Annotated in this window: 28 protein-coding genes; 16 read left to right on the plus strand and 12 right to left on the minus strand. The window is 68.1% G+C overall.

The annotated features are described in order from the left end of the window. Positions 1-90: 90 nt before the first annotated feature. Complete coding sequence (locus TY25_RS03025) at positions 91-282, plus strand: hypothetical protein (protein ID WP_042254190.1); 192 nt, start codon at positions 91-93, stop codon at positions 280-282. On the opposite strand, the gene TY25_RS03030 is transcribed toward TY25_RS03025, so the two are convergent. The 4 genes from TY25_RS03030 to TY25_RS03045 all read right to left on the minus strand — a co-directional run bounded on the left by TY25_RS03030 (position 272) and on the right by TY25_RS03045 (position 4,125). Further along, a complete protein-coding gene (locus tag TY25_RS03030; RefSeq protein ID WP_042253956.1) occupies positions 272-1,252 on the minus strand; it encodes an AraC family transcriptional regulator in 981 nt (326 codons plus the stop codon). The genes TY25_RS03025 and TY25_RS03030 overlap by 11 nt on opposite strands. Positions 1,253-1,414: 162 nt before the next feature. Then, positions 1,415-1,852 (minus strand): molybdenum cofactor biosynthesis protein MoaE, encoded by a 438-nt coding sequence (locus TY25_RS03035; RefSeq protein ID WP_042253957.1) that lies wholly within the window; start codon positions 1,850-1,852, stop codon positions 1,415-1,417. Further along, positions 1,839-2,837 (minus strand): bifunctional molybdenum cofactor biosynthesis protein MoaC/MoaB, encoded by a 999-nt coding sequence (moaCB, locus tag TY25_RS03040; protein WP_042253959.1) that lies wholly within the window; start codon positions 2,835-2,837, stop codon positions 1,839-1,841. The genes TY25_RS03035 and moaCB overlap by 14 nt, the downstream gene beginning before the upstream one ends. A 40-nt stretch (positions 2,838-2,877) precedes the next feature. Continuing rightward, positions 2,878-4,125 (minus strand): molybdopterin molybdotransferase MoeA, encoded by a 1,248-nt coding sequence (locus tag TY25_RS03045; RefSeq protein WP_042253961.1) that lies wholly within the window; start codon positions 4,123-4,125, stop codon positions 2,878-2,880. Between the two features lie 139 nt (positions 4,126-4,264). On the opposite strand from TY25_RS03045, the gene moaA reads away from it, so the two are divergent. From moaA to TY25_RS03070, 5 genes are all read left to right on the plus strand, one after another. Next, on the plus strand, positions 4,265-5,323 hold the full coding sequence (gene moaA, locus TY25_RS03050; RefSeq protein WP_226887214.1) for a GTP 3',8-cyclase MoaA: 1,059 nt from the start codon (positions 4,265-4,267) through the stop codon (positions 5,321-5,323). Beyond that, positions 5,316-5,558 (plus strand): MoaD/ThiS family protein, encoded by a 243-nt coding sequence (locus TY25_RS03055; protein ID WP_014987278.1) that lies wholly within the window; start codon positions 5,316-5,318, stop codon positions 5,556-5,558. Before moaA ends, TY25_RS03055 begins: the two co-directional genes overlap by 8 nt. A 91-nt stretch (positions 5,559-5,649) precedes the next feature. Next, complete coding sequence (locus TY25_RS03060; RefSeq protein WP_042254193.1) at positions 5,650-6,363, plus strand: YciI family protein; 714 nt, start codon at positions 5,650-5,652, stop codon at positions 6,361-6,363. Between the two features lie 116 nt (positions 6,364-6,479). Next, a complete protein-coding gene (locus TY25_RS03065) occupies positions 6,480-7,193 on the plus strand; it encodes a YciI family protein (RefSeq protein ID WP_042253962.1) in 714 nt (237 codons plus the stop codon). A 2-nt stretch (positions 7,194-7,195) separates the two neighbouring features. Beyond that, positions 7,196-8,443, plus strand: coding sequence for an RNA polymerase sigma factor (locus TY25_RS03070; protein ID WP_081868641.1), 1,248 nt, complete (start codon positions 7,196-7,198; stop codon positions 8,441-8,443). Positions 8,444-8,460: 17 nt separating this feature from the next. Here the strand turns inward: TY25_RS03070 and nadE are convergent, their stop codons facing one another. Together nadE and TY25_RS03080 are read right to left on the minus strand one after the other, a co-directional pair. Then, a complete protein-coding gene (gene nadE / locus TY25_RS03075; protein WP_042253964.1) occupies positions 8,461-9,288 on the minus strand; it encodes an NAD(+) synthase in 828 nt (275 codons plus the stop codon). Positions 9,289-9,310: 22 nt separating this feature from the next. Further along, positions 9,311-9,916 carry a TetR/AcrR family transcriptional regulator gene (locus TY25_RS03080; protein WP_042254198.1) on the minus strand — a complete coding sequence of 202 codons (606 nt, stop codon included), beginning with the start codon at positions 9,914-9,916 and terminating at the stop codon, positions 9,311-9,313. Positions 9,917-10,057: 141 nt separating this feature from the next. Between TY25_RS03080 and TY25_RS03085 the strand changes: the two genes are divergently transcribed. The 4 genes from TY25_RS03085 to nrdE all read left to right on the plus strand — a co-directional run bounded on the left by TY25_RS03085 (position 10,058) and on the right by nrdE (position 13,961). Next, positions 10,058-10,627 carry an NAD(P)H-dependent oxidoreductase gene (locus TY25_RS03085; protein WP_042253965.1) on the plus strand — a complete coding sequence of 190 codons (570 nt, stop codon included), beginning with the start codon at positions 10,058-10,060 and terminating at the stop codon, positions 10,625-10,627. 410 nt (positions 10,628-11,037) lie between these two features. Further along, positions 11,038-11,271: a redoxin NrdH gene (locus tag TY25_RS03090; RefSeq protein ID WP_014987271.1), complete on the plus strand. Its 234-nt coding sequence runs from the start codon at positions 11,038-11,040 to the stop codon at positions 11,269-11,271. A gap of 36 nt (positions 11,272-11,307) precedes the next feature. Then, positions 11,308-11,817, plus strand: coding sequence for a class Ib ribonucleoside-diphosphate reductase assembly flavoprotein NrdI (gene nrdI / locus TY25_RS03095; RefSeq protein ID WP_042254199.1), 510 nt, complete (start codon positions 11,308-11,310; stop codon positions 11,815-11,817). A 62-nt stretch (positions 11,818-11,879) separates the two neighbouring features. Beyond that, positions 11,880-13,961 carry a class 1b ribonucleoside-diphosphate reductase subunit alpha gene (gene nrdE, locus TY25_RS03100; RefSeq protein WP_052382765.1) on the plus strand — a complete coding sequence of 694 codons (2,082 nt, stop codon included), beginning with the start codon at positions 11,880-11,882 and terminating at the stop codon, positions 13,959-13,961. Positions 13,962-14,022: 61 nt separating this feature from the next. On the opposite strand, the gene TY25_RS03105 is transcribed toward nrdE, so the two are convergent. Together TY25_RS03105 and TY25_RS03110 are read right to left on the minus strand one after the other, a co-directional pair. Continuing rightward, positions 14,023-15,015, minus strand: coding sequence for an LLM class F420-dependent oxidoreductase (locus tag TY25_RS03105; protein ID WP_042253968.1), 993 nt, complete (start codon positions 15,013-15,015; stop codon positions 14,023-14,025). A 66-nt stretch (positions 15,016-15,081) separates the two neighbouring features. Next, positions 15,082-16,467 carry a glycosyltransferase gene (locus TY25_RS03110; RefSeq protein ID WP_052382766.1) on the minus strand — a complete coding sequence of 462 codons (1,386 nt, stop codon included), beginning with the start codon at positions 16,465-16,467 and terminating at the stop codon, positions 15,082-15,084. 245 nt (positions 16,468-16,712) lie between these two features. On the opposite strand from TY25_RS03110, the gene TY25_RS03115 reads away from it, so the two are divergent. The 5 genes from TY25_RS03115 (at position 16,713) to mraY (ending at position 21,860) form a co-directional block, all read left to right on the plus strand. After that, positions 16,713-17,303 (plus strand): DJ-1/PfpI family protein, encoded by a 591-nt coding sequence (locus TY25_RS03115; protein WP_042253970.1) that lies wholly within the window; start codon positions 16,713-16,715, stop codon positions 17,301-17,303. 64 nt (positions 17,304-17,367) lie between these two features. After that, a complete protein-coding gene (locus tag TY25_RS03120) occupies positions 17,368-17,877 on the plus strand; it encodes a hypothetical protein (RefSeq protein ID WP_042253971.1) in 510 nt (169 codons plus the stop codon). Positions 17,878-18,158: 281 nt separating this feature from the next. Continuing rightward, positions 18,159-19,523: a magnesium transporter gene (gene mgtE / locus TY25_RS03125; RefSeq protein WP_042253972.1), complete on the plus strand. Its 1,365-nt coding sequence runs from the start codon at positions 18,159-18,161 to the stop codon at positions 19,521-19,523. Between the two features lie 140 nt (positions 19,524-19,663). Further along, complete coding sequence (locus TY25_RS40295; RefSeq protein WP_052382767.1) at positions 19,664-20,653, plus strand: CAP domain-containing protein; 990 nt, start codon at positions 19,664-19,666, stop codon at positions 20,651-20,653. A gap of 130 nt (positions 20,654-20,783) precedes the next feature. After that, positions 20,784-21,860, plus strand: a complete 1,077-nt coding sequence (gene mraY, locus TY25_RS03135) for a phospho-N-acetylmuramoyl-pentapeptide-transferase (RefSeq protein ID WP_042253974.1) — start codon at positions 20,784-20,786, stop codon at positions 21,858-21,860. 4 nt (positions 21,861-21,864) lie between these two features. Here mraY and TY25_RS03140 read toward each other — a convergent pair whose 3' ends face one another. Together TY25_RS03140 and TY25_RS03145 are read right to left on the minus strand one after the other, a co-directional pair. After that, positions 21,865-22,260 carry an ArsR/SmtB family transcription factor gene (locus TY25_RS03140; protein WP_042253975.1) on the minus strand — a complete coding sequence of 132 codons (396 nt, stop codon included), beginning with the start codon at positions 22,258-22,260 and terminating at the stop codon, positions 21,865-21,867. Beyond that, positions 22,260-22,916 carry an SRPBCC family protein gene (locus tag TY25_RS03145; RefSeq protein WP_042254202.1) on the minus strand — a complete coding sequence of 219 codons (657 nt, stop codon included), beginning with the start codon at positions 22,914-22,916 and terminating at the stop codon, positions 22,260-22,262. The genes TY25_RS03140 and TY25_RS03145 overlap by 1 nt, the downstream gene beginning before the upstream one ends. Before the next feature lie 217 nt (positions 22,917-23,133). Between TY25_RS03145 and dprE1 the strand changes: the two genes are divergently transcribed. Next, entirely contained in the window at positions 23,134-24,519 is a 1,386-nt protein-coding gene (dprE1, locus tag TY25_RS03150) for a decaprenylphosphoryl-beta-D-ribose oxidase (protein WP_042253976.1), read from the plus strand. A 42-nt stretch (positions 24,520-24,561) separates the two neighbouring features. Here dprE1 and TY25_RS03155 read toward each other — a convergent pair whose 3' ends face one another. Both TY25_RS03155 and TY25_RS03160 read right to left on the minus strand, forming a co-directional pair. Beyond that, on the minus strand, positions 24,562-25,035 hold the full coding sequence (locus tag TY25_RS03155) for a GNAT family N-acetyltransferase (protein WP_042253979.1): 474 nt from the start codon (positions 25,033-25,035) through the stop codon (positions 24,562-24,564). Between the two features lie 55 nt (positions 25,036-25,090). Beyond that, positions 25,091-25,969, minus strand: a complete 879-nt coding sequence (locus TY25_RS03160; RefSeq protein WP_052382783.1) for a helix-turn-helix domain-containing protein — start codon at positions 25,967-25,969, stop codon at positions 25,091-25,093. Between the last annotated feature and the right edge of the window lie 145 nt (positions 25,970-26,114).

Raw genomic sequence — 26,114 nt, forward strand, 5'->3', positions numbered from 1 at the left:
CAATGGAGCGAGCATGCCGCGCGACGTGTCGGGGTCGGCGCACCGATTGACGATCGAGTAGATCCGTTTGGCGACCGATGGGAGTTTTCCGTGTTGGATTCGCAGGAGAGCGCCACCGCGTATGTGATCGAGGTGCTGGAGGCCAAAGGGACCGCCACGCGCTACGACTTCGACGTGCCCAGCATTGTGGCCGAGTCGCACGCCGTCGCCAACGGCTGGGATTTCCGCGGTATCGAGGACACCACGTTCTGGGGGATCGCGGCGCGTTTCCTCAAGCCGTGACCGACCAGCGGCGCGCGGCGCGTCGCATCGAGCCCGCGTCCGAATAGCCGAGGAGTTCGGCTTGGCGCGCTCGGCTCAACTTGCCCGTGGCGGTCGCCGCGTCGAGCCGGGCGGTGCGCGCCCGGTCCAGTTCCTGCCGCCACGTCGTGCCCGCCTCCATCAGGCGCCGTTGCAGCGTCCGTGGGCTGGTGGCCAGGCTGCGGGACACCCGATCCAAGGACACGTCGCCGGACTCCAGGGCGTCGGCCAAGGCGGCCGCGACGCGTTCGGGCCACGCGCTGGCCAGCGGCGGCGGGGGCGGCAGCGCCTCGGCCAGCGGTCGCAGGATGGCGGCGAGCACCGGGTCGCTGGTGGTGAGCGGCAGGTCCATGTCGGCCGCGCGGAAGACCATCGCGTCCACCGGTGCGTCGAACTCGATCGCGGTGGTGCCGAACACCTCGACGAATGTGCGCACCTGCGCGGGTGCCGATTGGCGCAGCGAAACCCGCAGCGGCACAAGGGGTTCACGGACCACCCGGCGGGCGCGGCTGAGCACGGCGGTCAGGCCCCACAGCTGGGTGAGGTCGCGGCCGCGGCCCTCGCCCCGGATCATGTCGAGATAGAGGGTGACTTCCTCGTCGTTCTCCGCGACCAGATCGAAACGGTGATTGGTGGTCACCGCGGTGACGTACGGCCCGCAGGTGGCCAGGCCCGCGCCGAGGGTCGGCGCGGTGGAGAACAGATAGTCGTAGAGGCCGAGCGTGGGCAGTTGGTAGCGCCGGGCCACGTTCAACGCGACATCCGGGTCACCCAATCCGTGCTCGCCGAGCTCCCACAACCGGGAAAAGGTGTGGCTGGGCAGGTGCACGTCGTCACCGGCCATCGTCCATTCCGGTAGCCCGGTCTCCTTGATCAACCGGTCTCGATCGAGCCCGGCCGCGCTGAGCTGAGAGATGACGAAGCGGTGCAGCAGAACCTGGTCGGTGCCCATCGCGTCCTCCCGTGTCTCGCGGGGTCTCCCGCCACCCCGGTGCTGTGCTGAACGGCTGCGCTACGCACGTCCGGCAGGCCGGACCTGCCGTCGATGAACTGCGCGCGCGAAAACGCTAACTCCGGTGTGTTGATTCGTCATAGGATTCATGTCACGGGCTTGTTACGCCCCACAGGCATTGACCCATTCGGACAATCCGTCGGCGAACAACTGCCGCTTCCAGATCGGCACCTCGTGCTTGATCCGGTCCACCAATTCGGCGCACGCGGTGAACGCCTCCGCGCGGTGTGCGGCGGCGACGGCGACGACGATCGCGTCGTCGCCGATCGTCAACTCGCCCACCCGGTGCACGGCCGCGACCGGCAACTCCGACGACGCGGCCAATTCGGCGCAGACCTTGCGCAGGAAGCGCTCGGCCTCCGGGTGCGCGGAGTACTCCAGCGCGGCGACCGCCTGGCCGCCGTCGTGGTCGCGCACCTTGCCGGTGAACACCACGACCGCGCCGTAGTGCGGCCCGGTCACCGCGGCCGCCACCTCGGCGGCGTCGAGCGGCTGGGCGCTGATCCGCGCGAGCCGGACGGTGGGTTCAGTTGTCGTCATGGTTGCCGCCTCCGGCTACTTGCGCGAGCAGATGATCGAGCAGTGGTTCGAGCACCGCGATACCGTCCTTGACGCCGCCGGGGGAGCCCGGCAGGTTCACCAACACCGACCGGCCGGACAATCCGGCCACGCCGCGGCTGAGCGCCGCGAGCGGAAACTTCGCGGTGCCGCGCTGGCGGATCGCCTCGGCGACGCCGGGGAGTTCCCGGTCGAGCAGGGCGAGGGTGGCCTCGGGGGTCGCGTCGGTGGGCGAGGCGCCGGTGCCACCGGTGCTGACCACCAGTGACGGCTGGAACCGCAGCGCGTCGGCCAGGCCGACGGCGATGTCCGCGTCGGCGTACACCAGCGGCCCACGCACCGAAAAGCCGAGGCCCGCAAGCCATTCGGTGAGCACGGGGCCGGTCGTGTCGAGCCGGGTGCCCGCGGCGGCACCGGTCGAGGCGACCACGACCACCGCCGAGCGCGACTCGAAATCGGTTTCTACGCCGACGGTTTCGGGCGCGGATGCGGGTGGTGTCGACCGTTCCCAATGTCCGTGCTTGCCACCGTCTTTGGTGAGCAAACGGACGTCGTTCAGCGTTGCCGCCGGATCGACCGCCTTCACCATGTCGTGCAGCGTCAGTCCCGCGACAGCCACCGCGGTGAGCGCCTCCATCTCGACGCCGGTGGGCCCCTTGGTCTTCGCGGTCGCCTCGATGGTGATCGCGGTATCGGTGAACCCGAACTCGACCTTGACCGAGGACAACGCCAGCTGATGGCACAGCGGGATCAGCTCCGAGGTCTTCTTCGCCCCGGCGATGCCCGCGATCCGCGCGGTGGACAGCACATCGGCCTTGGGCAGGTCGTCGGCGCGCACCAGCGCGATCACCTCGGCGGTGGTCCGGAGCTCGCCCGCCGCGAGCGCGACCCGGGTGGTGTCGGCCTTCGCGCTCACATCCACCATGCGGGCCCGGCCCTCGCCGTCCACATGGGACAACTCACTCATCACACACTCCTCGGGTAACTCCGCTGTGCGACAAGGCGTGTCACAGCGTCCACACTCGTACCACGGCGCCCGCGGGCAGCGTGGTGACCTCGGCGGGAACGTCGATCAGGACGTCGGCCCACGCCATGCTCGCGACCAGGTGTGAGCCGGGACCGGACACCACCTCGACCGCCTCCGGAAGCTGTTGCGGCGCAGGCTGACCGCCGGATTCCGGATGAATCAGCTTGCCGCGCAGGAATTGCCGCTTACCCTGTGGCGAGCGAGCCACCGCGTTGTGCAGCGGCAGGTCGTAACTCGGCACCGGGTCCAGTCCGGCGAGCCGGCGCAGGATCGGCCGGGCGAACACCTCGAACGACACCATGGTGCTGACCGGGTTGCCCGGGAAGCTCAGCACCGGAACCCCGTCGACCACGGTGCGTCCCTGCGGTCCGCCGGGCTGCACCGCCACCGGCCCGAACTGCCCGCCGAGCGGCTCGAGCACGTCCTTGACCACCTCGAAATCGCCCTTGGACACCCCGCCGGAGGTGAAGACGACATCGGCGGAGCCGGTCGCGGCGGCCAGCAGCTTGCGGAACTGCGCGGGATCGTCGGTGCTGTGCTCGACCGAGACGACGGTGACGCCGTTCGCAGTGAGCGCGGCCGCCAGCGCGATCCCGTTGGAGTTGTAGATCTGCCCGGGGCGCAGGTCGGCACCCGCCGGGACCAGCTCGTCGCCGGTGGTGATGATCGCGGCGAGCACCGGGCGCAACACCGCGACGGCCGGCAACCCGACCGCGGCGAGCGCGGCGATGTGCCGGGGCGCGAGGGTGGTGCCCGCGCGGGCGAGCAGCTCGCCCGCGCGCACGTCGGTACCCGGCTCCCGGACGAATTCGCCTGCGCTGCGGCCGTGTTCGACCGTCACCGTGCCCTCGTCCGCGTGCGCGTCCTCGACCGGGACCACGCAGTCCGCGCCCGGTGGGATCGGCGCGCCGGTCATCACCTTCATCGCCGCGCCCGGCGGCAGCGGCGTCTGCCCCGCGTTGCCCGCCGCGACCACACCGGCCAGCGGCAGCGTCACGGGGGCGACCGCGACGGACGCGGCGCGCACCGCGTAGCCGTCCATCGCCGAATTGCGGAACACCGGCAGGTCGACGGGCGCGCGGACATCGTCGGCCAGCTGCCTGCCCAACGCGTGCGGCACCGCGACGTCCTCGACCGCCCGCGCGGCCAACGGCCGCAACAGCTGTTCGATGCTGTCGCGGTACTCGTCGACCGGCCGGGCCGAGATACTGGCGGGCCTTGGATTCATGCGAGCCAGCGTAATCGGTGCCGATCGGTACCGGCCGCCTGTCCCGCTTGTACGAAGCTCAGAAAAATGTCCGGTGCTCGGCGGCGGTTTCCGTACCTTCGGCGGCTGACCACCGAGGGCCGGAGGTCATAATGGACACGTGACTCTGGTCGAGATGGGGATACCTGCCGTGCGGTCCGGGCGTCCCTCGCTCGACGGACGCCCCGATACGCCCTTCCTGCTGGACCGCTTCGGGCGGGTGGCGCGCGATCTGCGCGTGTCCATCACCGAGAAGTGCTCGCTGCGCTGTACCTACTGCATGCCCGAGGAGGGCCTGCCCGCGATCCCGCCGGACGAGCTGCTGACCGTCGACGAGATCGTCCGGTTGGTGCGGCTCGCGGTGCGCGAACTCGGCGTGCGGGAGGTCCGGTTCACCGGCGGTGAGCCGCTGATGCGCCGGGATCTGGAGCGGATCATCGCGGGCTGCCACGAACAGGTGCCGGATGTGCCACTGGCGATGACGACCAACGGCGTCGGGCTCGAGCACCGTGCGCACGCGCTGGCCGCCGCGGGGCTGCACCGGGTGAACGTCTCGCTGGACACCGTGGATCGCGCGGGCTTCGCCGAGCTGACCCGGCGCGACCGGCTCGGCTCCGCGCTGGCGGGGATCCGCGCCGCCCGCGACGCCGGGCTCGCACCGGTGAAGATCAATGCCGTGCTGATGCGCGAAACGCTCTCCGGCGCAGCGGATCTGCTGCAGTGGTGCCTCGACGAGCAGTGTGCGCTGCGGTTCATCGAGGAGATGCCGCTGGACGCCGACCATGAATGGGCGCGCGCGAACATGGTCACCGCGGCCGAACTGCTCGACGTGCTCGGCGCGCGGTTCACGCTGACCCCCGCCGGTCGTGACGATCCGGCCGCGCCGGCCGAGACCTGGCTGGTGGACGGCGGTCCCGCCACCGTCGGCATCATCGCCTCGGTCACCCGCAAGTTCTGTGACACCTGCGACCGCACCCGGCTCACCGCCGACGGCATGCTGCGCTCCTGCCTGTTCAGCGATCAGGAATACGATCTGCGCCAGGTGCTGCGCTCGGGGGCCGACGACGACGAACTGGCCACACTGTGGCGCGGTGCGATGTGGAACAAATGGGCGGGTCACGGTATCGACGCCGAGGGCTTCGTCCCGCCCGAACGCACGATGGGAGCCATCGGTGGTTGAGATCCGCTATTTCGCCGCGATCGCGGACGCCGTCGGCAAGGACCGGGAGCACCTGGACTTCCCGGTCGGCGCGACCGTCGGCGACCTGCGTTCCACCCTGTCCGCGTCGTACGGGCCCGACCTGGACAAGATGCTGTCGGTCTGTGCCTATCTGGTCGGTGACGAACTCACCCGCGATCCCGCCGCCGCCCTGACCCAGCGGGTGGATGTGCTGCCGCCCTTCGCGGGCGGCTAGGGCCTGGCGCGTGATGTAGAGACCCGGTGGCGGTGTTCGTCGCTTGAATAGAGGGGCAGCAGGCCCTTCGATTCGAGGAAGGATGGCGATCATGCAGTACTTGGCGACATTGGTGGGACCCGCGGACGCGCCCTACGCCCAGCCGGGCACCCCGGAATTCGACGCGGAGGTCGCGCGCTACGCCGCCTTCGAGGCCGCGGCGGGCGCGGCGATCGCGGGCGGTGTCGCGCTGTTCCCGGCGGAGACCGCCGTCGAACTCCGGCACACCGGCGGCAGGCTGATCACGACCAACGGCCCGTTCCCCGAGCAGACCGAGGTGGTCGGCGGGTTCCTCGTGTTCGACTGCGCGGACCTCGACGACGCCATCGAACTGGCCCGGCAAGCGCCCGCGGCCGAGGACGGTGCGGTCGAACTGCGCCCGCTGGTCCAGTGGGCACCGCACGACGATCCGGGCCCCGACTGGTGGCTTGCGCTGCTCTGGGAGGCCCCGGGCGCGGTGATCGCGCCGGGCACCCCCGAATGGGATCCCGCGGTGGCCGAACATGAGCGGTTCGGCGCGAAGTTCGGCGCATCTCTGCGCGGCGGTGGCGCAGTGCAGCCACCGACGACCGCGACCACGGTGCGGGTCCGTGACGGTCAGCTGTCCCTCACCGACGGCCCGTTCGCCGAATCGGCCGATGTGATCGACGGTCTGTATCTCTTCGCGGCGCCGGACCGGGCCGCCGCGACCGAGATCGCGAGCCAGATCCCCTGCGGGGAGAAAGGACACGTGGAACTGCGCCGGGTCGTCGAACTCGACGACTGAGCACGGGATCCGCGGGTAGAAATAGTTTCGGGCCGGGTGTAGAGAAATCCGCGCGGCGTTCGTCGTCTGAGTAGGGAAGGGTATCGGGCCCCTCCGTTCGAGGAAGGTTGGCGACCATGCACTACTTGGCCACGATTGTCGGCGGCGAATCCGGGCCGAGCGCCGCGCCGGGCACACCGGAGTTCGACGCGGGCGTCGCGAAGTACGCGGCGTTCCAGGAGCAGGCGGGCGCGGCGATCGCGGGCGGCGCGGCGCTCTACCCGTCGGCCACGGCCGTCAATATCCGCGGCGGCGCCGGCGAAACGTTGATCACCGATGGCCCGTTCACCGAACAGAACGAGGTGGTCACCGGTTTCTACGTGTTCGACTGCGCGAATCCGGACGAGGCGATCCAGCTCGCCAGGAAGATTCCGGCGGCGGCGCGGGGCTCGATCGAGGTGCGGCCGATGCAGATGTGGCTGCCGCACTCGACGCCCGGCGCCGACTGGTGGCTGGCGCTGCTGTGGTCGCCCCAGGGCGATTTCGTGGCGCCCGATACGCCGGAGTGGGACACGATGGCCGCCGCGCATCAGCGGTTCGTCGATCAGGTGGGTCCGGCGATCCAGGGCGGCGGCGCACTGCGGCCGCCGGCCGAGGCGACCATCGTGCGGGAACGTGACGGCGCCCTGCTGCTCACCGATGGTCCGTTCACCGAGGGCGCCGAGGTGGTCGATGGGCTCTATGTGTTCACCGCGGCGAGTCCGGCGCGGGCAGGCGAGATCGGCGCGCGGATCCCGCGTGGCGAGAAGGGGCGCACCGAGCTGCGCCGGATCGTCGACGTGGGCTTCTGATCGTGCGCGGCGGCCAGGACACGGCGATCGACGGCATCTACCGGGCCGAATTCGGTCGTGCCCTGGCCACGGTCGCCCGGCTGGTCGGCGATATCGGGCTGGCCGAGGACGCGGTGCACGAGGCGTTCGCCGACGCGCTGCGCAGTTGGCCGGGCCGCGGGGTGCCGGCCAACCCGGGCGCCTGGATCACCACCGCGGCCCGCAATCGCGCACTGGACCGGGTGCGGCGCGAGTCGGCCCGGGGCGCCAAGGAGCAGGACGCCGTCCTGCTGACCGTGCCGAACGAGGAGCCCGACGTGACGCCGGTACCGGACGACCAACTCCGCATGATCTTCACCTGCTGTCATCCCGCGCTGTCGCAGGAATCGCAGGTCGCCTTGACGCTGCGGCTGGTGTGCGGGCTGCGCACGGTCGAGATCGCCCGGGCCTTCCTGCAGCCGGAACACACTGTGGCGCAACGGCTCACCCGGGCGAAGGCGAAGATTCGCGCGGCCGGTATTCCGCTGCGGGTGCCGCCCGTGCACCTGCTGCCCGAGCGGGTGCCCGCCGTGCTGGCGTGCGTCTACCTGGTGTTCACCGAGGGGTACGCCGCGACCGCGGGCCCGGCCGCCATCCGAGATGAGTTGTGCGACGAGGCGATCCGGCTCGGACGGCTGCTGGGCGGGTTGCTGCCGGGGGAGCCGGAGGCCAGGGCGCTGCTCGCCCTGATGCTGCTGAACGACAGTCGCCGAACCCAAAGACGCAGCGCCGAAGGCGATCTGGTGCCGCTGGAGGACCAGGACCGGGCCGGCTGGAATCGGGTCGCGATCGAAGCGGGACTGCGCTGCCTGATCTCGGCCGCCGCGGCGGGCAACGGCCCCTACCTGATTCAGGCCCGGATCGCCGCCGCGCACGCCACCGCGCTCAGCTTCGCGGAAACCAATTGGGCCGCAGTGGTTTCGGCCTACGACGAACTACTGGCGTACTCCGCGTCGCCGGTGATCCGGGTGAACCGGGCGATCGCCGTCGCCTTCCTGCACGGCTTCGCCGCGGGCCTGGCCGCGCTGGACGAGGTGGCCGATCATCCCCGCCTCGGTACCTCGCACCTGGTGCCCGCCACCCGCGCCGACCTGCTCCGCCGCGCCGCCCGCTATCCGGAGGCGGCCGACAACTATCGGGCGGCACTGGCGCGGACCCCGAACGATCAGGTCCGCCGCTTCCTCACCCGCCGCCTGGACGAGGTGACCGCCCGCATCCGCGCCGACGCGTAGCCGGGTGTGGCAAGCCGCTATTCGCGCCACCAGGTGTCGAGCGGGGTCACCGGGACCGCGCGCTTGTGCCGGGTGGTGCGGAAGATGGATTCGATCCGCTCGGACACCTCGGCGGTGACGTCCTTGCCCTCGAGATAGTCGTCGATCTCGCGATAGGTGAGGCCGAGCGCCTCCTCGTCGGGCAGGGCGGGTCGGTCGTCCTCCAGATCCGCGGTCGGCACCTTGGACCAGACGCTGGTCGGTGCGCCGAGCTCTTGCAGCAGCGCCGCGCCCTGCCGCTTGGTCAGGCCGGTGAGCGGGGTCAGGTCCACGCCGCCGTCGCCGTACTTGGTGAAGAAGCCGGTCACCGCCTCGGCCGCGTGGTCGGTGCCGACGACCAGCAAATTCTCCTGCCCCGCCAGGGCGTATTGGATCACCATCCGTTCGCGGGCCTTGATGTTGCCGCGCACGAAGTCGCGCAGCTTGTCGATCTTCAACGCCGAGGCCACCTCGCCGGCGGCCGCGTTCGCGCTGGGGCGCACGTTCACCGACACCGACCTGTCCGGCTGGATGAAGCGCAGCGCCGTGCGCGCGTCGGCCTCATCGGCCTGTACGCCGTAGGGCAGCCGCACCGCCAGGAAGGTGGCGTCCGCGCCGTCGGCCCGCAGTTCCTCGGCGGCAAGTTGACACAGCCGCCCGGCCAGCGAGCTGTCCTGACCGCCGCTGATGCCGAGCACGAAACCCTTTGCGGGAGTGGCGTTCAGATAGTCCTTCAGGAAGTCGACCCGGCGCCGCACCTCGGCTTTCGGTTCGATACTCGGCTGGACGCCCAATTCCGCAATGATCTGTTCGCGCAGGTTCCGCATGCCAGCCCACTCTACTGACTGTTCATCCCGAAACAACGCGGCGAACCAAGGCTTCCCAGTTGTCCCCGATCTGTTCGCGGCTGTACCCCTGGGTGTGCATCTGGTGCATGACCAGGGCCGAGCCGAGCGCCGCGACCAGGCTGTCGGCGAGCAGCGGAATCTCGCCGGGCATGCCCGCCTCCCGCAGCAGCATCGCCACGTGCGCCTTGAGCAGCAGATAGGGTGCGCCGGAAAACCGCTCGCCGGCCTCACCGACCTCGGCGGCGCGGTACAGCTCGCCTTCCACGTCGATATCGCGCAGCCGGGCCCGGCCGAACGCCACGAGCCGGTCGACCGGCGGCGCGCCGGGGCCCAACGGGGGCGGGCCGAACATGAACGCGTGCTGGAACTTTCGCTCCGAATGGTCGAGCAACGCCAGCAGTAGCCCGGATCGATTGCCGAACCGGCGGAAGACGGTGCCCTTGCCGACACCGGCCCGTTTGGCGAGCGCGTCCATGGTGAGACTGTCCACGTCGTGTTCGCGTACCAGCTGCTGCGCGGCGTCGAGCAGCAACTGCCGATTGCGCGCGGCGTCGGCGCGCTCGGTGGGCTCGGCCGTGCCGGGCAGCGGCGCGCCGATGCCGAGCAGGGGTCGGCCTTCGGGCGCCGGGATATCCGAAGTGGGGTAGCTCACAGCACTCACGCAGTCTCCGCGGGAAGTAATCGGACCGTGGTCCGGTTAGTGTCAGGTGAAAGTTCGGACACCACACTCAGTACACCAGGAGTCGTCATGGGACAGACCCGCATCCTCGCTCTCGTCGGTAGCCTCCGTGCCGCGTCGATCAATCGACGACTGGCCGAGACCGCTGCCCTCACCGCCCCCGAGGGCGTAGAGATCACGCTCTACGAGGGTCTCGCCGATATTCCTTTCTACAACGAAGACCTCGATATCGAGGGAGCCGTGCCCGCACCGGCGCAGGCGCTGCGCGACGCGGTCGCCGCGGCCGACGGCCTGCTGATCGTGACGCCCGAATACAACGGCACGCTGCCGGGCGTGTTGAAGAACGCCATCGACTGGGCCTCGCGCCCGTACGGTGCGGGTGCGATCAAGGCCAAGCCGACGGCCGTGATCAGCGCCTCGATCAGTCCGCGCGCCGCGCAGTGGGCGCATGGCGACACGGTCAAGTCGCTCGGGGTGGCCGGCGCCACGGTCGTGGAGGCCGCGCATCTGCACTTCGCGACGATCGGCGAGCGGTTCGGCGCGACACACCCGCGCGAAGACGCGGAAGCGCTGACCGAGCTCGCGGCCTCGGTGCACGAGTTGGTGGAGGCGGCGCGCGGTGAACTCGTCACCGTGTAAGCTTCCCGTCCGGTCTCGAAGAGGGCCATCTCTCCCGGTAGAGGTGGCCCTCTTCGCTTGTCCCGAGGGTTTGCTGGATATCAGCTACGGTACGAAATTGTGATCTGCACCACGGCCGTGTCGGGTTGCGAATCGAGTGTCCAGGTACTTACCGCCTTCGAATTTCATCCTTGTGACTCGCAACATGTCGTGTTGGATGAATCTGTCGGCCACTAGGTGTAGTGTCTTCGGTACTGGAAGACGGCATGACATCCCGCCCTGCGTACCTCGGCCCGAAGGGGCTGAGCAGGAGGTTCGAGGCCAGATCCAGGAGTTTGCGCAGCAACTCGGATCGTGCATTGCAGGTCGGTCGGAATGACCGGCATACGGATCACAGGCTGTGGATCAGGCACAAGGAGAGAGGGACCTCAATGACCGTCACCGTGTACACCAAGCCCGCTTGCGTCCAGTGCAATGCCACCTACAAGGCCCTCGACAAGGCCGGGGTGGACTACGAGGTGATCGACATCTCGGAGAACGAGGAGGCCCGTGACTACGTCATGGCCCTCGGTTACCTGCAGGCGCCGGTCGTGGTGGCCGGTGAGGATCACTGGTCCGGCTTCCGGCCCGACCGGATCAAGTCGCTCGCGACCGTCGCGGCCTGACGCCGCGCCGTTTCCTCCGAGAGAGGTGAGGTGAGCGTGTCCGGCAACGACGATCGCTCGAGCACCGCACCCGGCGCACTGGTCTACTTCTCCAGCGCCTCGGAGAACACGCACCGCTTCGTCGAGAAGCTGGGTATCCCGGCGACTCGCATTCCATTGCATACCGCCGACTCGCTGCGCGTCGACGAGCCCTACGTGCTGATCGTCCCCACCTACGGGGGCGGTCGGCACGTGCTCGACGCGCAACGGCCGAACAGCATCAGCGGTCACCGATCCGACAAGGATTTCGTGCCGCGCCAGGTCGCCAAGTTCCTCAACGATCCGCACAACCGCGCGCTGCTGCGTGGCGTGGTCGCGGCGGGTAACACGAACTTCGGCGACACCTACTGCTATGCGGGTGAGGTGATCTCGCGCAAGTGCGGGGTGCCCTACCTGTACCGCTTCGAACTCATGGGAACCGCCGAGGACGTCGAGCGCGTCCGAGAGGGATTGGGATTGTTTTGGCAACAACAACGACAGCACCGACCGGAAAAACGGCTCGCTTAGAGCAGCCGCCGGTCCGCAATGCCGAGACAGGCGAGGTACTCGACTACCACGCCCTCAATGCGATGCTGAACCTGTACGGCCCGAACGGTGAGATCCAGTTCGACAAGGACCGGGAGGCGGCGCACCAGTACTTCCTGCAGCACGTCAACCAGAACACCGTCTTCTTCCACAACTTGGACGAGAAGCTGGACTACCTGGTCGACGAGAACTACTACGAGTCCGAGGTGCTCGAGCAGTACAGCCGCGGGTTCATCAAGAAGCTGTTCCAGCAGGCCTACGCCAAGAAGTTCCGGTTCCCCACCTTCCTCGGCGCGTTCAAGTACTACACCTCGTACACGCTGAAGACCTTCGACGGCAAGCGCTACCTGGAGCGGTTCGAGGACCGCGTCTGCATGGTCGCGCTCACCCTCGCCGCCGGCGACGAGGTGCTCGCGGGCAAGCTGGTCGACGAGATCATCGACGGTCGTTTCCAGCCGGCCACCCCGACCTTCCTCAACTCGGGCAAGAAGCAGCGCGGCGAGCCGGTGTCCTGCTTCCTGCTGCGCATCGAGGACAACATGGAGTCCATCGGGCGCTCCATCAACTCCGCGCTGCAGCTGTCCAAGCGCGGCGGCGGGGTCGCCCTGCTGCTCACCAACATTCGTGAGCACGGCGCGCCGATCAAGAAGATCGAGAACCAGAGCTCGGGCGTCATCCCGATCATGAAGCTGCTGGAGGACTCGTTCTCCTACGCCAACCAGCTCGGCGCGCGCCAGGGCGCGGGTGCGGTGTATTTGCACGCGCACCACCCCGACATCTACCGGTTCCTGGACACCAAGCGGGAGAACGCGGACGAGAAGATCCGCATCAAGACCCTCTCGCTGGGCGTGGTGATCCCCGACATCACCTTCGAGCTGGCGAAGAAGAACGAGGACATGTACCTGTTCTCGCCGTACGACGTGGAGCGCATCTACGGTAAGCCGTTCGCCGATATCGACGTCACCGAGAAGTACTACGAGATGGTCGACGACAAGCGGATCCGCAAGTCGAAGATCAAGGCGCGCGAGTTCTTCCAGACCATCGCCGAGCTGCAGTTCGAATCCGGTTACCCGTACATCATGTTCGAGGACACGGTGAACCGGGCCAACCCGATCGCGGGCAAGATCACCCACTCCAATCTGTGCTCGGAGATCTTGCAGGTCTCCACGCCGTCGGTGTTCAACGACGACCTGTCCTATGCCAAGGTGGGCAAGGACATCTCGTGCAACCTCGGCTCGCTGAACATCGCCAAGACGATGGACTCACCCGATTTCGCGCAGACCATCGAGACGTCCATCCGGGCGCTGACCGCGGTCTCGGATCAGACGCACATCTACTCGGTGCCCTCGATCGAGCAGGGCAACAACGAGTCCCACGCGATCGGTCTCGGCCAGATGAACCTGCACGGCTACCTGGCGCGCGAGCGGGTGCACTACGGCTCCGAAGAGGGCATCGACTTCACCAACATCTACTTCTACACCGTGGTCTACCACGCGATCCGGGCGTCGAACCTGATCGCGCAGGAGCGCGGCACCTACTTCGGCGGCTTCCCCGAGTCGAAGTACGCCAGCGGTGAGTACTTCGACAAGTACACCGAGCAGGTGTGGGAGCCGAAAACCGAACGGGTCGCGCGGCTTTTCGCCGACGCCGGGGTGCACATCCCGACCCAGGACGACTGGCGGGCGCTGAAGGCGTCGGTCATGGAGCACGGCATCTACAACCAGAACCTGCAGGCGGTTCCGCCGACCGGGTCGATCTCCTACATCAACCACTCCACCAGTTCCATCCACCCGGTGGCGTCGAAGATCGAGATCCGCAAGGAAGGCAAGATCGGCCGCGTCTACTACCCGGCACCCTACCTCGACAACGACAACCTCGAGTACTACGACGACGCCTACGAGATCGGCTACGAGAAGATCATCGACACCTACGCCGCGGCCACCCAGCACGTGGACCAGGGCCTGTCGCTGACCCTCTTCTTCAAGGACACCGTCACCACCCGCGACCTCAACCGCGCCCAGATCTACGCCTGGCGCAAGGGCATCAAGACCCTCTACTACATCCGCCTGCGCCAGATGGCGCTGGAGGGCACCGAAGTAGAAGGCTGCGTCTCCTGCATGCTGTAACACCGCACAACGCCGAAAGCCCCGGTGCCGCAATGGCGCCGGGGCTTTCTCGGTCTACGGTTCAGGCCAGGGTGGGGGCCACTTCGCGTTCGAAGAGCTCGATGCCGGAGGTGTCGTAGGCGGCTTCGGGGAAGTTGAGGATGGCGTAGCCGAGGCCGAGGTCACACAGGCCGGCGAGGCGCTCGGCGACCTGCTCCGGGGTGCCGACGGCGGCGGAGGTGCGGAACATGCCGTCCACGAAACCCTTGGCCTGATCGTCGCCGATCACCGTGGCCAGCTTGCCTTGCACCGCCGAAAGGCGTTCTTCGACTTCGGTTTCGGTACTCGCGATGATCGCGTTGAAGTTCGAGGAGCGCACGATGGCGGCGAAATCGGTGCCGACGTCGGCACAGTGCGCGCGCAGGATGTCCGACTTCGCGGCGAACTCGTCGGGCGCGCCGCTGAAGTTGGTGTATTGGGCGTACTTCGCCGCGATCCGCAACGTCTTCTTCTCGCCGCCGCCCGCGATCCATAGCGGAATGCCGTTCTCCTGCAACGGAAGCGGCTGCACGATCGCCCCGTCGACCTGGTAGTACCTGCCGTCCAGCGTCGCCTTGCCGGTGGTCCACGCCTGCCGGAAGATCTGCACGCCCTCGTCGAGCCGGCCGAGCCGCTCACCCGCCGACGGGAAACCGTAACCGTAGGCCCGCCACTCGTGTTCGTACCAGCCGCCGCCGATGCCCATCTCCGCCCGGCCACCGGAGATCAGGTCGACGGTCGCGGCGACCTTCGCCAGATAGGCCGGGTTCCGGTAGCTCATCGCGGTACACATCTGCCCGAGCCGCACCCGCGAGGTGGACGCCGCGAACGCCGACATCAGCGTCCACGCCTCGTGGGTCGCCTCCTCGGTGGGCACGGGCACGGTGTGGAAGTGGTCGTACACCCACAGGGATTCCCAGATGTCGGCGGCATCCGCGCGTTGCGCGAGGTCCCGCATCACCCGCCACTGGTCGGCGGGGTCGATACCGACGAGGTCGAGCCGCCAACCCTGCGGGATGAAGATGCCGAAGCGCACAGATTTCTCCTTCGTATGTTTGCCACAACCCAACCAATCATCCCGTGCTCGGCTGGTTGGCGCCGGTCAGCGCTCGCGGTGGGGCCGTTCCTGTTGTGCTGGAGCGGATTTGGGTGGCAGGACCACCGGATCGGGTTCGCCGGGGACGATCTCCGGAGCGATCTCGTTCGTCGGATAGTGGTGGGACTCGTAGACCGGTAGGGAGCCGAAGCGGGCCGGGTGCCCGGTCTCGACCCCGGCGAAATGGTGTTCGAGCAGGTTGGCGGCGTGTAGCGTGCCGGTCGCACCGCGGAACCCGGCGGCCACCCGGGCGGCGCCGTCGCGGCAGGCCAGCGCCCGCTCGATCCCGGCGCGCAGTGTGGCGACGGTGAGCCGTTTCGGCGCGACGCAGCTGCCCGCCTCGTTGCCGACCACCCGGCGCGCGACCTCGAAGTGGTCCCGCCCGGACGGCACGACGCACACGGGAACGCCGGTGGCCAAAGCCTTTTGGACAAGGCCCATGCCGCCGTGCGAGACCACCACGGCGGCGCGGTCGAGCAGCAGGTGGTGCGGCACGAACCGTTCGACTCGCGCATTCGGTGCGGCGGTGAGGGTTTCGGGATCGATGGCGCCCGAGGTGACCACGGTGTACATCCCGCTGTCGGTCAGCGCGTCCATCGCCGTCTGGGCGATCCTGCCGTCGTCGTGGAATTCGGTCGAGCAGGTGACCAGCGCCAAGGGACGATCGATCGCGGCCAGCCACGCGGGCGGTTCGGCGTCCGGGGCCCACAGTCCGGGGCCGACCTGGGCGACGGATTCCGGCCAGTCCGAGCGCACGTCGTCGAACGGCGGCGCGGTGAAGTTGAGGGTCAGCGGCGGTTTGCGCAGGTAGTCGACGATGCTGTCCAGGGCGTCGAGGCCGTAGTACTGGCGCATGTGATTGAGCTCGGGGAGCACCTCGTTCCATCTTCGTTCCAGGAACCAGTGCAGGCCGTTGTCGCGCAGGCGGCCGAACAGATCGGTCCGCGGGGCCAATCCGGGGCCGAAGGGCGGTGTGTCGACGGAGGGGAGTGGCAGCAGCTTCGGCGCCCAGGAGGCCCATGGCAGCCCGCTGGCCGCGGCGAGGATCTGCGCGCCCGGCGCGGTGATGTCGATCAGCAGCGCGTCGGGGCGTTCGGCGATGATCGCGCTGCGCAGCGCCTGGATCTCGTCGGGGATGCGGGCGACGAGCGCGCGCAGCGCGGCGCGCAGGGCGGGGATCTTGGCGGTGGTGGCCCAGTCGTTGAGCGTGTCCATCGCCAAAGCCGGTGGCAGCTCGCGCACCGTGAGGCCGAGGGGGCCGAGCTCCCGCTCGCTACCGGGAATCGTCAGCACGGTGACGGAGTGGCCGCGGGAAACCAGCTCGGACAGTACAGGCGCGACCGGATACAGATGTCCCTTTGCCGGTGAGGTGAAGGCCAGTATCTTGGTCATGCCACACGCTAACGCATAGCAAATGGATGTGCAGAGGGTGTTGGTGAACCGTTATCGGCAGATGCAACGCGTCTACAAGGCTGGCTTCAGCGTTTGTTTCCGCAAGTAGTGCCCAATTCGCGGCGGACTATTGGTCGCCGGGGCTGAAAGGTTCAACAAGGACAAGCTTCCGGTATGAAGTACTGATGTTCCATTCGCAATCATCGAGCAAACGCCCGGCTGAGTGGGTGTGCTAAGCAAGGAGCATGACGAGCGCCATCGGTCTGCTGCTGTTCCCCGGCGTCGAAGAACTGGACGCGGTCGGTCCGTGGGAGGTGCTGTCGGTCTGGACGCAGTACTTCCCCGACGACGGCTACACCGTCTTCACCTTCGCCGAGCACGAGGGCCCGGTCGAGTGCGCGAAGGGCATGCGGATCGAGGCACAGTACTCCTACGCCACCGCGCCGCGGCGCGACGTCTTGATCATCCCAGGCGGCATGGGCACGCGGCCGATGCTCGAAGACGCCGCCGCCCTCGACTGGGTGCGCGCACAGCGCGCGACGACCCCGCTGATCACCAGCGTCTGCACCGGTTCCTTGGTGCTCGCCGCCGCGGGACTGCTGGCCGGCCGCCCGGCGACCACCCACTGGGCCTCGATAGAGCACCTGCGTGAACTGGACGCCACCATCGCGGTCAGCGCCGACGAACGATTCGTCGACGACGGCGACATCATCACGTCCTCTGGTGTTTCCGCGGGCATCGACATGGCGCTGCACCTCGTGCGCCGGCTCGCCGGTGCCGAACGCGCCCGTCAGGTCCGGCACACGATCCAGTACGACCCGGCCCCGCCGGTGTGAGTCGTTGCCCGCGAGCGTAATTCGCTCGACAGCGCGCGGGGTGCCGAGTCATCCTGGAACGCACATGAACAACGCAAGACAACCACGACTCGGCGTCGACTTCGGCCGGGTCATCCAGGGGGCGGCCCTACGGCCGGGCGCGCCGGACACGGTCTTCCTCTCCGGCGGACATGCCGAGGCGATGCGAACTCCGCCCAGCCCCAACGCTTTCGAAGTGCTGACCCGTCTGGTCGAGCGTTTCGCCGGGCAGGCGTGGGTCATCTCCAAATGCGGTCCGCAGGTGGAGCAGCGCACTCGGCAGTGGCTCGACCATCACCACTTCTTCACGCGCACCGGGATGCCGCGCGACCACCTGCGGTTCTGCCGCGAGCGCGCGCACAAGGCGGCGCACTGCGCCGAACTCGGCATCACGCACATGATCGACGACCGGCTCGAGGTGCATCACGCGTTGCGCGGACTGGTCCCGCACCTGTACCTGTTCGGCCCGCAAACCGCACCCGTGCCCGACTGGGTATGCCACGTGCCCACCTGGATCGCGGTGGAGACGGCCGTCACAGCCGCCGTCGCCGAGTAGCGCCCAGCCACGGTCGAGGTGAAGAATCTGGACGGATGCCTGTATCCTGCGTAGGGATGCATTCGCGTCCGATCAATGGTGAAGACGGTGTAGACGCCCAGGTCTGCGGCCGCGACGAAGAGGAGGTGGGGTTGCCATGCGCAGCGAACCTCCCAGTCGAAGGCCGCGCGGCGTCGCCCCTTCGCATTCCTGAGTAATCAGCGACGGTGGGGGCCGGCGCCCGCGGTGTGACTCTTCGCGCCCGCTCTTGTTCACTCACGCGTATTTGCTGAGGATCCCCCATGTCGCAGACCGACGTAATCGAAGTTCGTCCGACGCTGTCCGAGTCCCTGCAGGACGCCGTCGACACCCACCGGGTCGACGCCGCGCTGGCGTGGCTCGACGAGCGCCCGCCGCATGTCATCGCCGATCAGCTGGCCCGGATGGACGCCGTCCAGGCCGGTATGGCGTTCCGGCTGCTCGACAAGGATCTGGCGCTGGCCGTCTTCGAGGAACTCGAGCCGGTCGACCAGCAGCAGATCCTGCAGGGCCTGCGCGACCAGAGCTTCCGCGACCTGGTCGAGGGCATGGCCCCCGACGACCGCGCCCGCATGCTGCGCGAGGCGCCCGCGAAGGTGGCCAAGAAGGTGCTGGCCGGGTTGAGCCCGCGCGAACGGCGGATGACCGCCACGCTGCTCGGCTACCCGGAAGGCTCGGCCGGGCAGTACATGACGCCTGCCCTGGTGGCGTTGCCCCGCGACCTCACCGTCGCCGACGCGCTGACCGTGGTGCGGGCCAAGGGCGCCGACGCGGAAACCGTCTACACGCTGCCCGTGGTCGACGGGGGCCGGCGGCTGACCGGCATCGTCGAACTGCGCGAACTGGTGCTCAGCAAGCCGGACACGATGATCGCCGAATTGGTCGTCACCGAACCGGCTTTCGCGCGCGCGACCGACTCGGCGGAGAAGGCCGCCCGGTTGATGCGCGAGACCAACGACATCAACCTGCCCGTGGTGGACAGCGAGGATCGGCTCGTCGGGCTGCTCACCATCGACGACGCCGTCGAGGTGATCGAGGCCGCCGACAGCGAGGACGTGGCCCGGCAGGCGGGTTCGGCGCCGTGGGAGGGCCACTACATGGCCGCCGGGGTGTTCCAGCTGGCCCGGTATCGCGCCATGTGGCTGGTGCTGTTGCTGTTCGCCGCGACCCTGACGGTCAGCGTCACCGACATGTTCGAGGGCACTCTCCAGCAGGCCGCGCATCTCGCGCTGTTCATCCCGCTGCTGATCGGCGCGGGCGGCAACGCCGGCGCGCAGGCCGCCACCGCCTGCGTGCGCGCGCTCGCCGTCGGCGAGGTGCGGGTCTCGGACTTGTTCAAGGTGATCTGGCGGGAATGCCGGGTCGGATTGGTGCTCGGCGCCATGCTCGCCGCCGCGGGACTGGTGATCGGCGGGCTGTTCGTCGGCCCGCGCGTCGCGGTGGTCGTCGGCATCACCCTGGTGCTGATCTGTGGCTGGGCCGCGACCATCGGTGGCACCATGCCGCTGCTCGCCAAGAAGCTGCGGATCGATCCGGCGGTGGTGTCCGCCCCGATGGTGACAACCCTGGTGGACGCCACCGGCTTGGTCATCTACTTCACCACCGCCAAGCTGGTGCTCGGCATCTGAGCCCGAACACCGCTCGGCGCAAGCGCGGTCGGCCACCGGAGATCGGCGCGGGCAGCTCCGTTAGTGCTTCGTTGACTTCCGGTTAGGACCCGGCGCGACTCTGTGTGCGATCACCCGGATACCAGCACACGGAGCCACCGATGAACGTCAAATCCACCGCCGCCACCCTCGCGATCGCCGCGGGCGCCTGCCTGTTCGCGCTGCCCGCCGCGTCCGCGACGACCTACACCAACTGCGATGTCGAATCCGCCGCGCTCGCGCTGCGCGGCGAGGAAGGCGTCGTGCTCAACCAGATCAACAAGCTGCGCAAGGACGCGGGCCTGGCCGCGGTCACGCACAGCGAGGTGCTGGCGCGGCCCGCCGAATGGGCGAGCAACGACAGTGCGCGCCGGGGCAGTTCACCCGCCGACCATGTGGACACCCTCGGCCGCGATATCAAGACCCGGTTCGCGCAGTGCGGCGTGCCCGCCAACGCGCCCAAGATCGCCGAGATCAACTTCTACGGCCGCAACGTCGAGCCGGCCGACGCCATCCGGTTCTGGTCGAATTCGCCTGGGCACCGGGCGATCATCCTCGACGGCAAACTGGACAAGGTCGGCGTCGCGGTGATCTACCAGGGCGACCGGCGGCACTGGACAGTCACCTTCGCCGCCGACCACACCACCCCGCCGCCCGCCCTGCCCGCGACCGTCACCCGGGACAACCTGAGCGGTGCGCAGCATCAGGCCGAATTCGACAAACTGGTCGCCCAGGGCTACCGGATCGGCGATATCCGGGTCACCGGGGGTAACGATCCGCGCTATTCCAGCACCTGGGTCCGCAACGACGGCCGCGCGTGGCAGGCCCGGCACGGCCTGGACGCCAAGACCTACCAGGCCGAATTCGACAAGCTGCTGGCGCAGGGCTACCGCCTGACCCTGGTCCGCGGCTACGAGGTCAACGGCGCGTCGCGCTTCGTCGGCATCTGGGAGCGCAACGACGGCCGGGCTTGGCAAGCGCGCCACGACATCTCGGTGCAGGCCTATAACGGCACCGCGGCCCAGCTCGCCGCGCAGGGCTACCGTCTCGTGCACGAGCACCGGTACCAGGTGCGGGGACAGACCTTCGTCGCGGCCATCTGGAACAGGTGATCGGCGCCCGGGGCCGCGTCCGTCCAGCAGGGCGGTCGCGGCCCCGTCACGTCTGCGCCACCGCTCGTTACCGCACTGCCCCCGCGAGCTTGCTAACGTCGGAGCGCTCGAACAACAACATGAGGGGCGAATGAGACAGATCTTGTTCTCGGCGATGATCGCGCTCGTGGTGTCGATCACGTTGACGCCATTGCTGATCAAGCTTTTCACGAGACGTAACGTCGGCCAGGAGATCCGGGTCGACGGCCCGGCCAGCCATCAGTCCAAACGCGGCACCCCGACCATGGGCGGCATCGCGATCCTGATCGGCATGTGGGCCGGATACCTGGGGGCGCATCTGCTCGACAGCCGGCACGACGAAGCCGAGATCTCGGTCTCCGGTCTGCTCGTGCTCGGCTTGGCCACCGCGCTCGGCTTCGTCGGGTTCCTCGACGATTTCATCAAGATCCGCAAGCAACGCAATCTCGGCTTGACCGCCACCGGGAAGTACATCGGACAGCTGCTCGCCGCAGTCATCTTCGGCATCCTCGCCTTGCGGTTCCCCGGCGACATGGGGCTCACCCCCGCCAGCAGGCACATGTCCTACGTCCGCGACGTGACCACGGTGTCGTTCGGCGTGATCGGCTTCCTGCTCGTCGTCTGCTTTCTCGTGGTGGCCTGGTCGAACGCGGTGAACATCACCGACGGCCTCGACGGGCTGGCCGCCGGATCGATGAGCTTCGCGCTCGGCGCCTACGTGATCATCACCTTCTGGCAGTACACCAATTCGTGCGTGAGCACCCCCGTCGCCGGGTGCTACACCGTGCGCGACCCGCTCGACCTCGCCGTGGTCTGCGCGGCCGGCGCCGGCGCGTGCATCGGATTCCTGTGGTGGAACGCGGCGCCCGCGAAGATCTTCATGGGCGACACCGGTTCGCTGGCGCTCGGCGGTCTGCTCGCCGGGCTGTCCATCACCACCCGCACCGAGCTGCTGATGGCGGTGGTGGGTGCGCTGTTCTTCGCCGAGATCCTCTCGGTGCTGTTGCAGATCGTGGTGTTCCGGACCACGCGCAACCGGCTGTTCCGGATGGCGCCGTTCCACCACCATTTCGAACTGGGCAAGTGGGCCGAAACCACTGTCATCATTCGGTTCTGGTTGCTCGCGGGGATCGCCGCCGCGGTCGGGCTGATGCTCTTCTACGGGGAGTATCTGGCCGTCGTCGGCTGAGGTGTCAGGCGTGGCGGGCGTCGCGGTCCAGGTCGCGGTGCGGTGCCGCGGTGCGACGGGCGCGTTTGCCGCGGGCGATCTCGGTGGCGAGCGCGTCCAGCGGTTGCGCGAGCTGGTGCAGCGGGTCGGCGAGCGCGCTCAGCCAGGTCTTCGCGGCCGCCAAGCCCGCCTCGTCGAGCGTGTAGAAGCGCCGGGTGCCCGCCGCGCGGACGCGCACCAGCCCGGCGTCGCGCAGCACCTTGAGATGCTGGGAGACGCCGGGCTGGGAGATCTGCGCCTGCTCCTGCACCGCCGCGACGACCGCGCCCGCCGGCTGCTCGCCGGCCGCCACCAGCTCCAGGATGTAGCGGCGGATCGGGTCGCCGAGCGCCTCGAAAATGCTTGCGGTAGAACGGTCCATCAGGACTCGGGGCTCTCCTCGGATTCCGTGGTGTAGAAGGTCACCGTATTCGCCGCGGCCGCGCGCGCCGCGTCCGGCTCGTCGCCGTCGCCGATCGCGGCCTCCGCCCAGCCCGCCGCGGCCGTGCGGATGAACTCCTTGCCCTCCGGCGTGGTGTGCAGGGTGAGCGCCTCGGCCTGGTCCACCGGCTCGCCGCTCGCCAAATGCAGCCCGAGGCCCACCAGCGCGAGATCCCAGCCGACACCGACGGCGCCGGGACCGTACTGCGCCCAGAAGCCCGGGTCGACGGGCGCCTCGTGCGCCAGTTCGAGCAGCGTGCCCGCCTCGCCCGGTGTGAGGCCGACCCGCACCCAGGACACCTGTGGTCCCATCTCCCAGGTCACCGCGAAACCCTTGGGCTCGTCACACTCTTCGACCACCCCGCCCGCATTCCCCTCCAGCTGGTAGCGCCCGCCGAGCGCCAACTCCCCGCTGATCGGCAGGAACCAGCGCGGAATCCGCTCCGGATCGGTCAGCGCCGCCCACAGATCGGCCTGATCGGTCGAATAGTTCCGCCGCGCCACCGCGACCTTCGTCGGCACGCCATCGCGCACCCCACTACGAATCTCCCGCGTCACCAGTCCAGCAAGAGTGACAGGGTCGCTCAACAAAGCCATCATCCTCTCCTTAATAAGTTTCAACTTATATTAGACGCCACCATACTGCCACGCCCGGAGTGCACTCGTCTATTGCCCGTAAGAGAACCGCAAGTCGGCGAACAGTAGGGGTGGGGTCGCCGCGGTCTCACCGGTACCCGAACTCGGCCGCATTCACAGCTGTTCCTCAGTATCCGACCGCTACCGTGGCGAAGTGCAGTTCACAAGAGGGGGATCCGTGCTCGAGCAGCGCCCATTGACCGGTTGGAGCCGTACCGCACCAACTGTCGCGCAAGTGCTTTCGACGCCCGACCTGGACATCGTTGCGGAGAGTGTGCGCACAGCGGGTGCGCGTGGGGTCATCGCGAGGGGACTGGGGCGCAGCTATGGTGATCCGGCACAGAACGGTGGTGGCCTTGTCGTCGACATGACCGCGTTCGATCGCATTCACACCATCGATCCGGACACCGGAGTGGTCGACGTGGATGCCGGTGTCAGCCTGGATATGTTGATGCGCGCGGTGCTGCCACACGGCCTGTGGGTTCCGGTTTTACCGGGCACCCGGCAGGTCACCGTCGGCGGTGCGATCGCCTCTGATATCCACGGTAAAAACCATCATTCACAGGGCAGCTTCGGTAACCATGTGCTGTCGATGGACCTGCTGACCGCGGACGGCTCTGTGCGTACCCTGACGCCGGAAGGTGCTGAGGCGGAGCTGTTCTGGGCCACGGTCGGCGGTATGGGTCTCACCGGCATCGTCGTACGCGCGCGGTTACGAATGAAGCGCACCGAAACCGCGTACTTTCTGGTAGACAGCGACCGCACCGCCGATCTCGACGAGACGATGGACCTACTGACTGGTGGCTCCGACGAAGGTTACGAATATTCGGTGGCCGTACCCGACACGATCAGCACCGGCGCGAAGTCGGGGCGAGCGGGGTTCAGTCGCGGGAACCTGGCAAAAGTGGACCAACTGCCCGTCAAGTTGCGTCGCGATCCGCTGGGTTTCCGTGCGCCGCAGCTGTTCACGGTGCCGGACATCTTCCCAGCGGGCATGGTGAACAACCTGACCACCCGCGTCGGCGGCGGAGTCGCATATCGCACGTTCGCGAAGCGCGGGCGGGGCTTGATCCAGAACATCACCCAGTTCCTGCATCCGCTGGATCTGCTCGGTGAATGGAATCGCGGCTACGGCGGCCGCGGATTCATGCAGTACCAGTTCTCGATGCCGTTCGGTGCCGAGGACCAACTCGCCGACGCTGTTCGCGTCATCGCTCATTCCGGTCATCGGTCGTTTCTCAACGTCTTCAAACGGATGGGCCCGGGAAACCGCGCGCCGTTGTCCTGGCCCCATCCGGGCTTCATGCTCAGCCTCGACTTTGCGCTGAAACCCGGACTCGACCGTCTCTGTATCGAATTGGATCAGCGTGTCCTCAGCGCCGGAGGCCGCCTGTACTTCGCTAAAGACTCGCGCACTACACCGGAGACGGTTCGCGCCATGTATCCGCAACTGGACGCGTGGCGTCGAGTCCGTGACGGTGTCGATCCGGAGCACCTCTTCGTCTCCGACCTCGCCCGCCGCCTGCGCTTGACCAATGACGAATGGGTCGGACCTCGTCGATGACCGGCGGAAGCGTTGCCCGTGACGGGCAACGGTGAGGTCAGGTCAGGTCAGGTCTCGCGCGTAGTGTCGGCTGCCGGATTCTTCGCGGTAGCGGCCGAAGCCGGGGATGGGGCGGTAGCCGGCGGAGGTGTAGAGGGCGATGGCTTCCGGTTGGCGGGTACCGGTTTCCAGCACGATGCGGCGGCGTCCGGCGGCCGCCGCATCGTGTTCGATGGCGGCCAGTAGCTGCCGGGCGAGCCCGCGGCCGCGCACCTCCGGCGCCACATACATCCGTTTGAGTTCGGCGTCCCCGTCCCGGAATTCGGGTTCGTCGCCCTCGTGCGCCCGCCACCCGGCACACGCCACCGGGATCCCCTCGACGTACCCGATCAGGAACGCGCCCAACGGCGGCGCGAACTCACCCGGATGGGTCGGACTCTCGTCCGGCCCGCCATACCGCACCACATACTCCTGCTGCACCTCCGCGATCAACTTCCGCGCGTCCGGACTGTCATAAGCCCGCGCCACCAGTTCCATACGGGTCAGGCTAAGGCCGGTGCCCCGCAGTCGGCACCGTAGGAAGAGGTTCGGGTCAGTCGGTGAATTCTGCGGCGACGTCGAGGATGTGCGCGCGGCTGTCGGCCTCGTTCAGCGCCAGACGTTTGAGATCGATGCATATCGCTCGGTATGTGGCGATCTCTTCGGGACGTTCCAGGTACAGGTCGCCGGTGAATCCTTGGACGTAGACGACCGGCGGCTCGGACAGATACGCGGTCGGATGCGGAGGGAACTCCAGCAGCGCGAACGTGCCCACGAGCAGACCCTGGTAGGCGCCGGCCGTTCGTGACAGGACCCGCACCGAAACGTTCGGCAGCCGAGCAAGATCGGCGAGATGGGTCAGCTGATCGGCCATCACCCGCGTGCTGCTCGCCATCCGCCGCAGCGCGGTTTCGTCGATGAAAACATCGAACCTGAGCGGGTTCGTGCTGTCGGTGAGCCGCGACTGTCGCCGCGCCATCACCTCGACGTTCGTCTCGATGTCGGCGGTCGGCCAGTTGGGGTGCAGCATCCAGGTTACGGCGCGGCGGTAGTCGGCGGTCTGCACCAGTCCGGGCAGCAATGTCGGCTGATACGAAATGACGTGATGCGCGGCCTCTTCCAACCCGACGAACAGTCCGCCGTGGGAAGGCAGCGCGTCGTCGTAGCCGTGCCACCACGCTTTGGTCTGCGTCTCCTCTACGAGGCCCAGTAGCGTGCGGGTCAGACTCGTCGGCAACTCGTAGACCTCGCACAACCGCTTGATGTACAGCGGATTCAGGCGGATCTGGACGCCGTTCTCCATCCGCCAGAAGGTCTGTTTGCTGACGCCGATCTCGTTCCGTGCGACCTCCGCGGTCACGCATGCCTCGAGGCGTGCGCGGCGGAGCTCGCGGGCCAGTAGCCGGCGGGGCAGGGTCGAGCCAGTCGTCATGGGCAGCATCTCCGAAGGGTTGCTAATGGATTGGGTCCGTTTTGGAACCTGAATATGGCGCCGATTTTGGAACCTTGCCGAAAATGCTCGACAAACTCGGTGGTGCCGGGTCCCAATCGGGTGGCTGTGCTGTTGCATTGCTGGT

Origin of the sequence: Nocardia brasiliensis NBRC 14402 (genome assembly GCF_000308475.2) — a bacterium.
In the GTDB taxonomy this organism is placed as follows: domain Bacteria; phylum Actinomycetota; class Actinomycetes; order Mycobacteriales; family Mycobacteriaceae; genus Nocardia; species Nocardia brasiliensis.

Bases quoted from the DNA above. Each gene is read 5' to 3' on its own strand.
- TY25_RS03160 (WP_052382783.1), bottom strand. From the start codon at position 25,969: ATGACGACTGGCTCGACCCTGCCCCGCCGGCTACTGGCCCGCGAGCTC.
- TY25_RS03065 (WP_042253962.1), top strand. From the start codon at position 6,480: ATGCACTACTTGGCCACGATTGTCGGCGGCGAATCCGGGCCGAGCGCC.
- mraY (WP_042253974.1), top strand. From the start codon at position 20,784: ATGAGACAGATCTTGTTCTCGGCGATGATCGCGCTCGTGGTGTCGATC.
- TY25_RS03110 (WP_052382766.1), bottom strand. From the start codon at position 16,467: ATGACCAAGATACTGGCCTTCACCTCACCGGCAAAGGGACATCTGTAT.
- TY25_RS03045 (WP_042253961.1), bottom strand. From the start codon at position 4,125: ATGAATCCAAGGCCCGCCAGTATCTCGGCCCGGCCGGTCGACGAGTAC.
- TY25_RS03085 (WP_042253965.1), top strand. From the start codon at position 10,058: ATGGGACAGACCCGCATCCTCGCTCTCGTCGGTAGCCTCCGTGCCGCG.
- nadE (WP_042253964.1), bottom strand. From the start codon at position 9,288: ATGCGGAACCTGCGCGAACAGATCATTGCGGAATTGGGCGTCCAGCCG.
- TY25_RS03060 (WP_042254193.1), top strand. From the start codon at position 5,650: ATGCAGTACTTGGCGACATTGGTGGGACCCGCGGACGCGCCCTACGCC.
- TY25_RS03030 (WP_042253956.1), bottom strand. From the start codon at position 1,252: ATGGGCACCGACCAGGTTCTGCTGCACCGCTTCGTCATCTCTCAGCTC.
- TY25_RS03155 (WP_042253979.1), bottom strand. From the start codon at position 25,035: ATGGAACTGGTGGCGCGGGCTTATGACAGTCCGGACGCGCGGAAGTTG.
- TY25_RS03145 (WP_042254202.1), bottom strand. From the start codon at position 22,916: ATGGCTTTGTTGAGCGACCCTGTCACTCTTGCTGGACTGGTGACGCGG.
- nrdE (WP_052382765.1), top strand. From the start codon at position 11,880: ATGCTGAACCTGTACGGCCCGAACGGTGAGATCCAGTTCGACAAGGAC.
- TY25_RS03115 (WP_042253970.1), top strand. From the start codon at position 16,713: ATGACGAGCGCCATCGGTCTGCTGCTGTTCCCCGGCGTCGAAGAACTG.
- TY25_RS03090 (WP_014987271.1), top strand. From the start codon at position 11,038: ATGACCGTCACCGTGTACACCAAGCCCGCTTGCGTCCAGTGCAATGCC.
- TY25_RS03140 (WP_042253975.1), bottom strand. From the start codon at position 22,260: ATGGACCGTTCTACCGCAAGCATTTTCGAGGCGCTCGGCGACCCGATC.
- TY25_RS40295 (WP_052382767.1), top strand. From the start codon at position 19,664: ATGAACGTCAAATCCACCGCCGCCACCCTCGCGATCGCCGCGGGCGCC.
- mgtE (WP_042253972.1), top strand. From the start codon at position 18,159: ATGTCGCAGACCGACGTAATCGAAGTTCGTCCGACGCTGTCCGAGTCC.
- TY25_RS03035 (WP_042253957.1), bottom strand. From the start codon at position 1,852: ATGACGACAACTGAACCCACCGTCCGGCTCGCGCGGATCAGCGCCCAG.
- moaCB (WP_042253959.1), bottom strand. From the start codon at position 2,837: ATGAGTGAGTTGTCCCATGTGGACGGCGAGGGCCGGGCCCGCATGGTG.
- TY25_RS03120 (WP_042253971.1), top strand. From the start codon at position 17,368: ATGAACAACGCAAGACAACCACGACTCGGCGTCGACTTCGGCCGGGTC.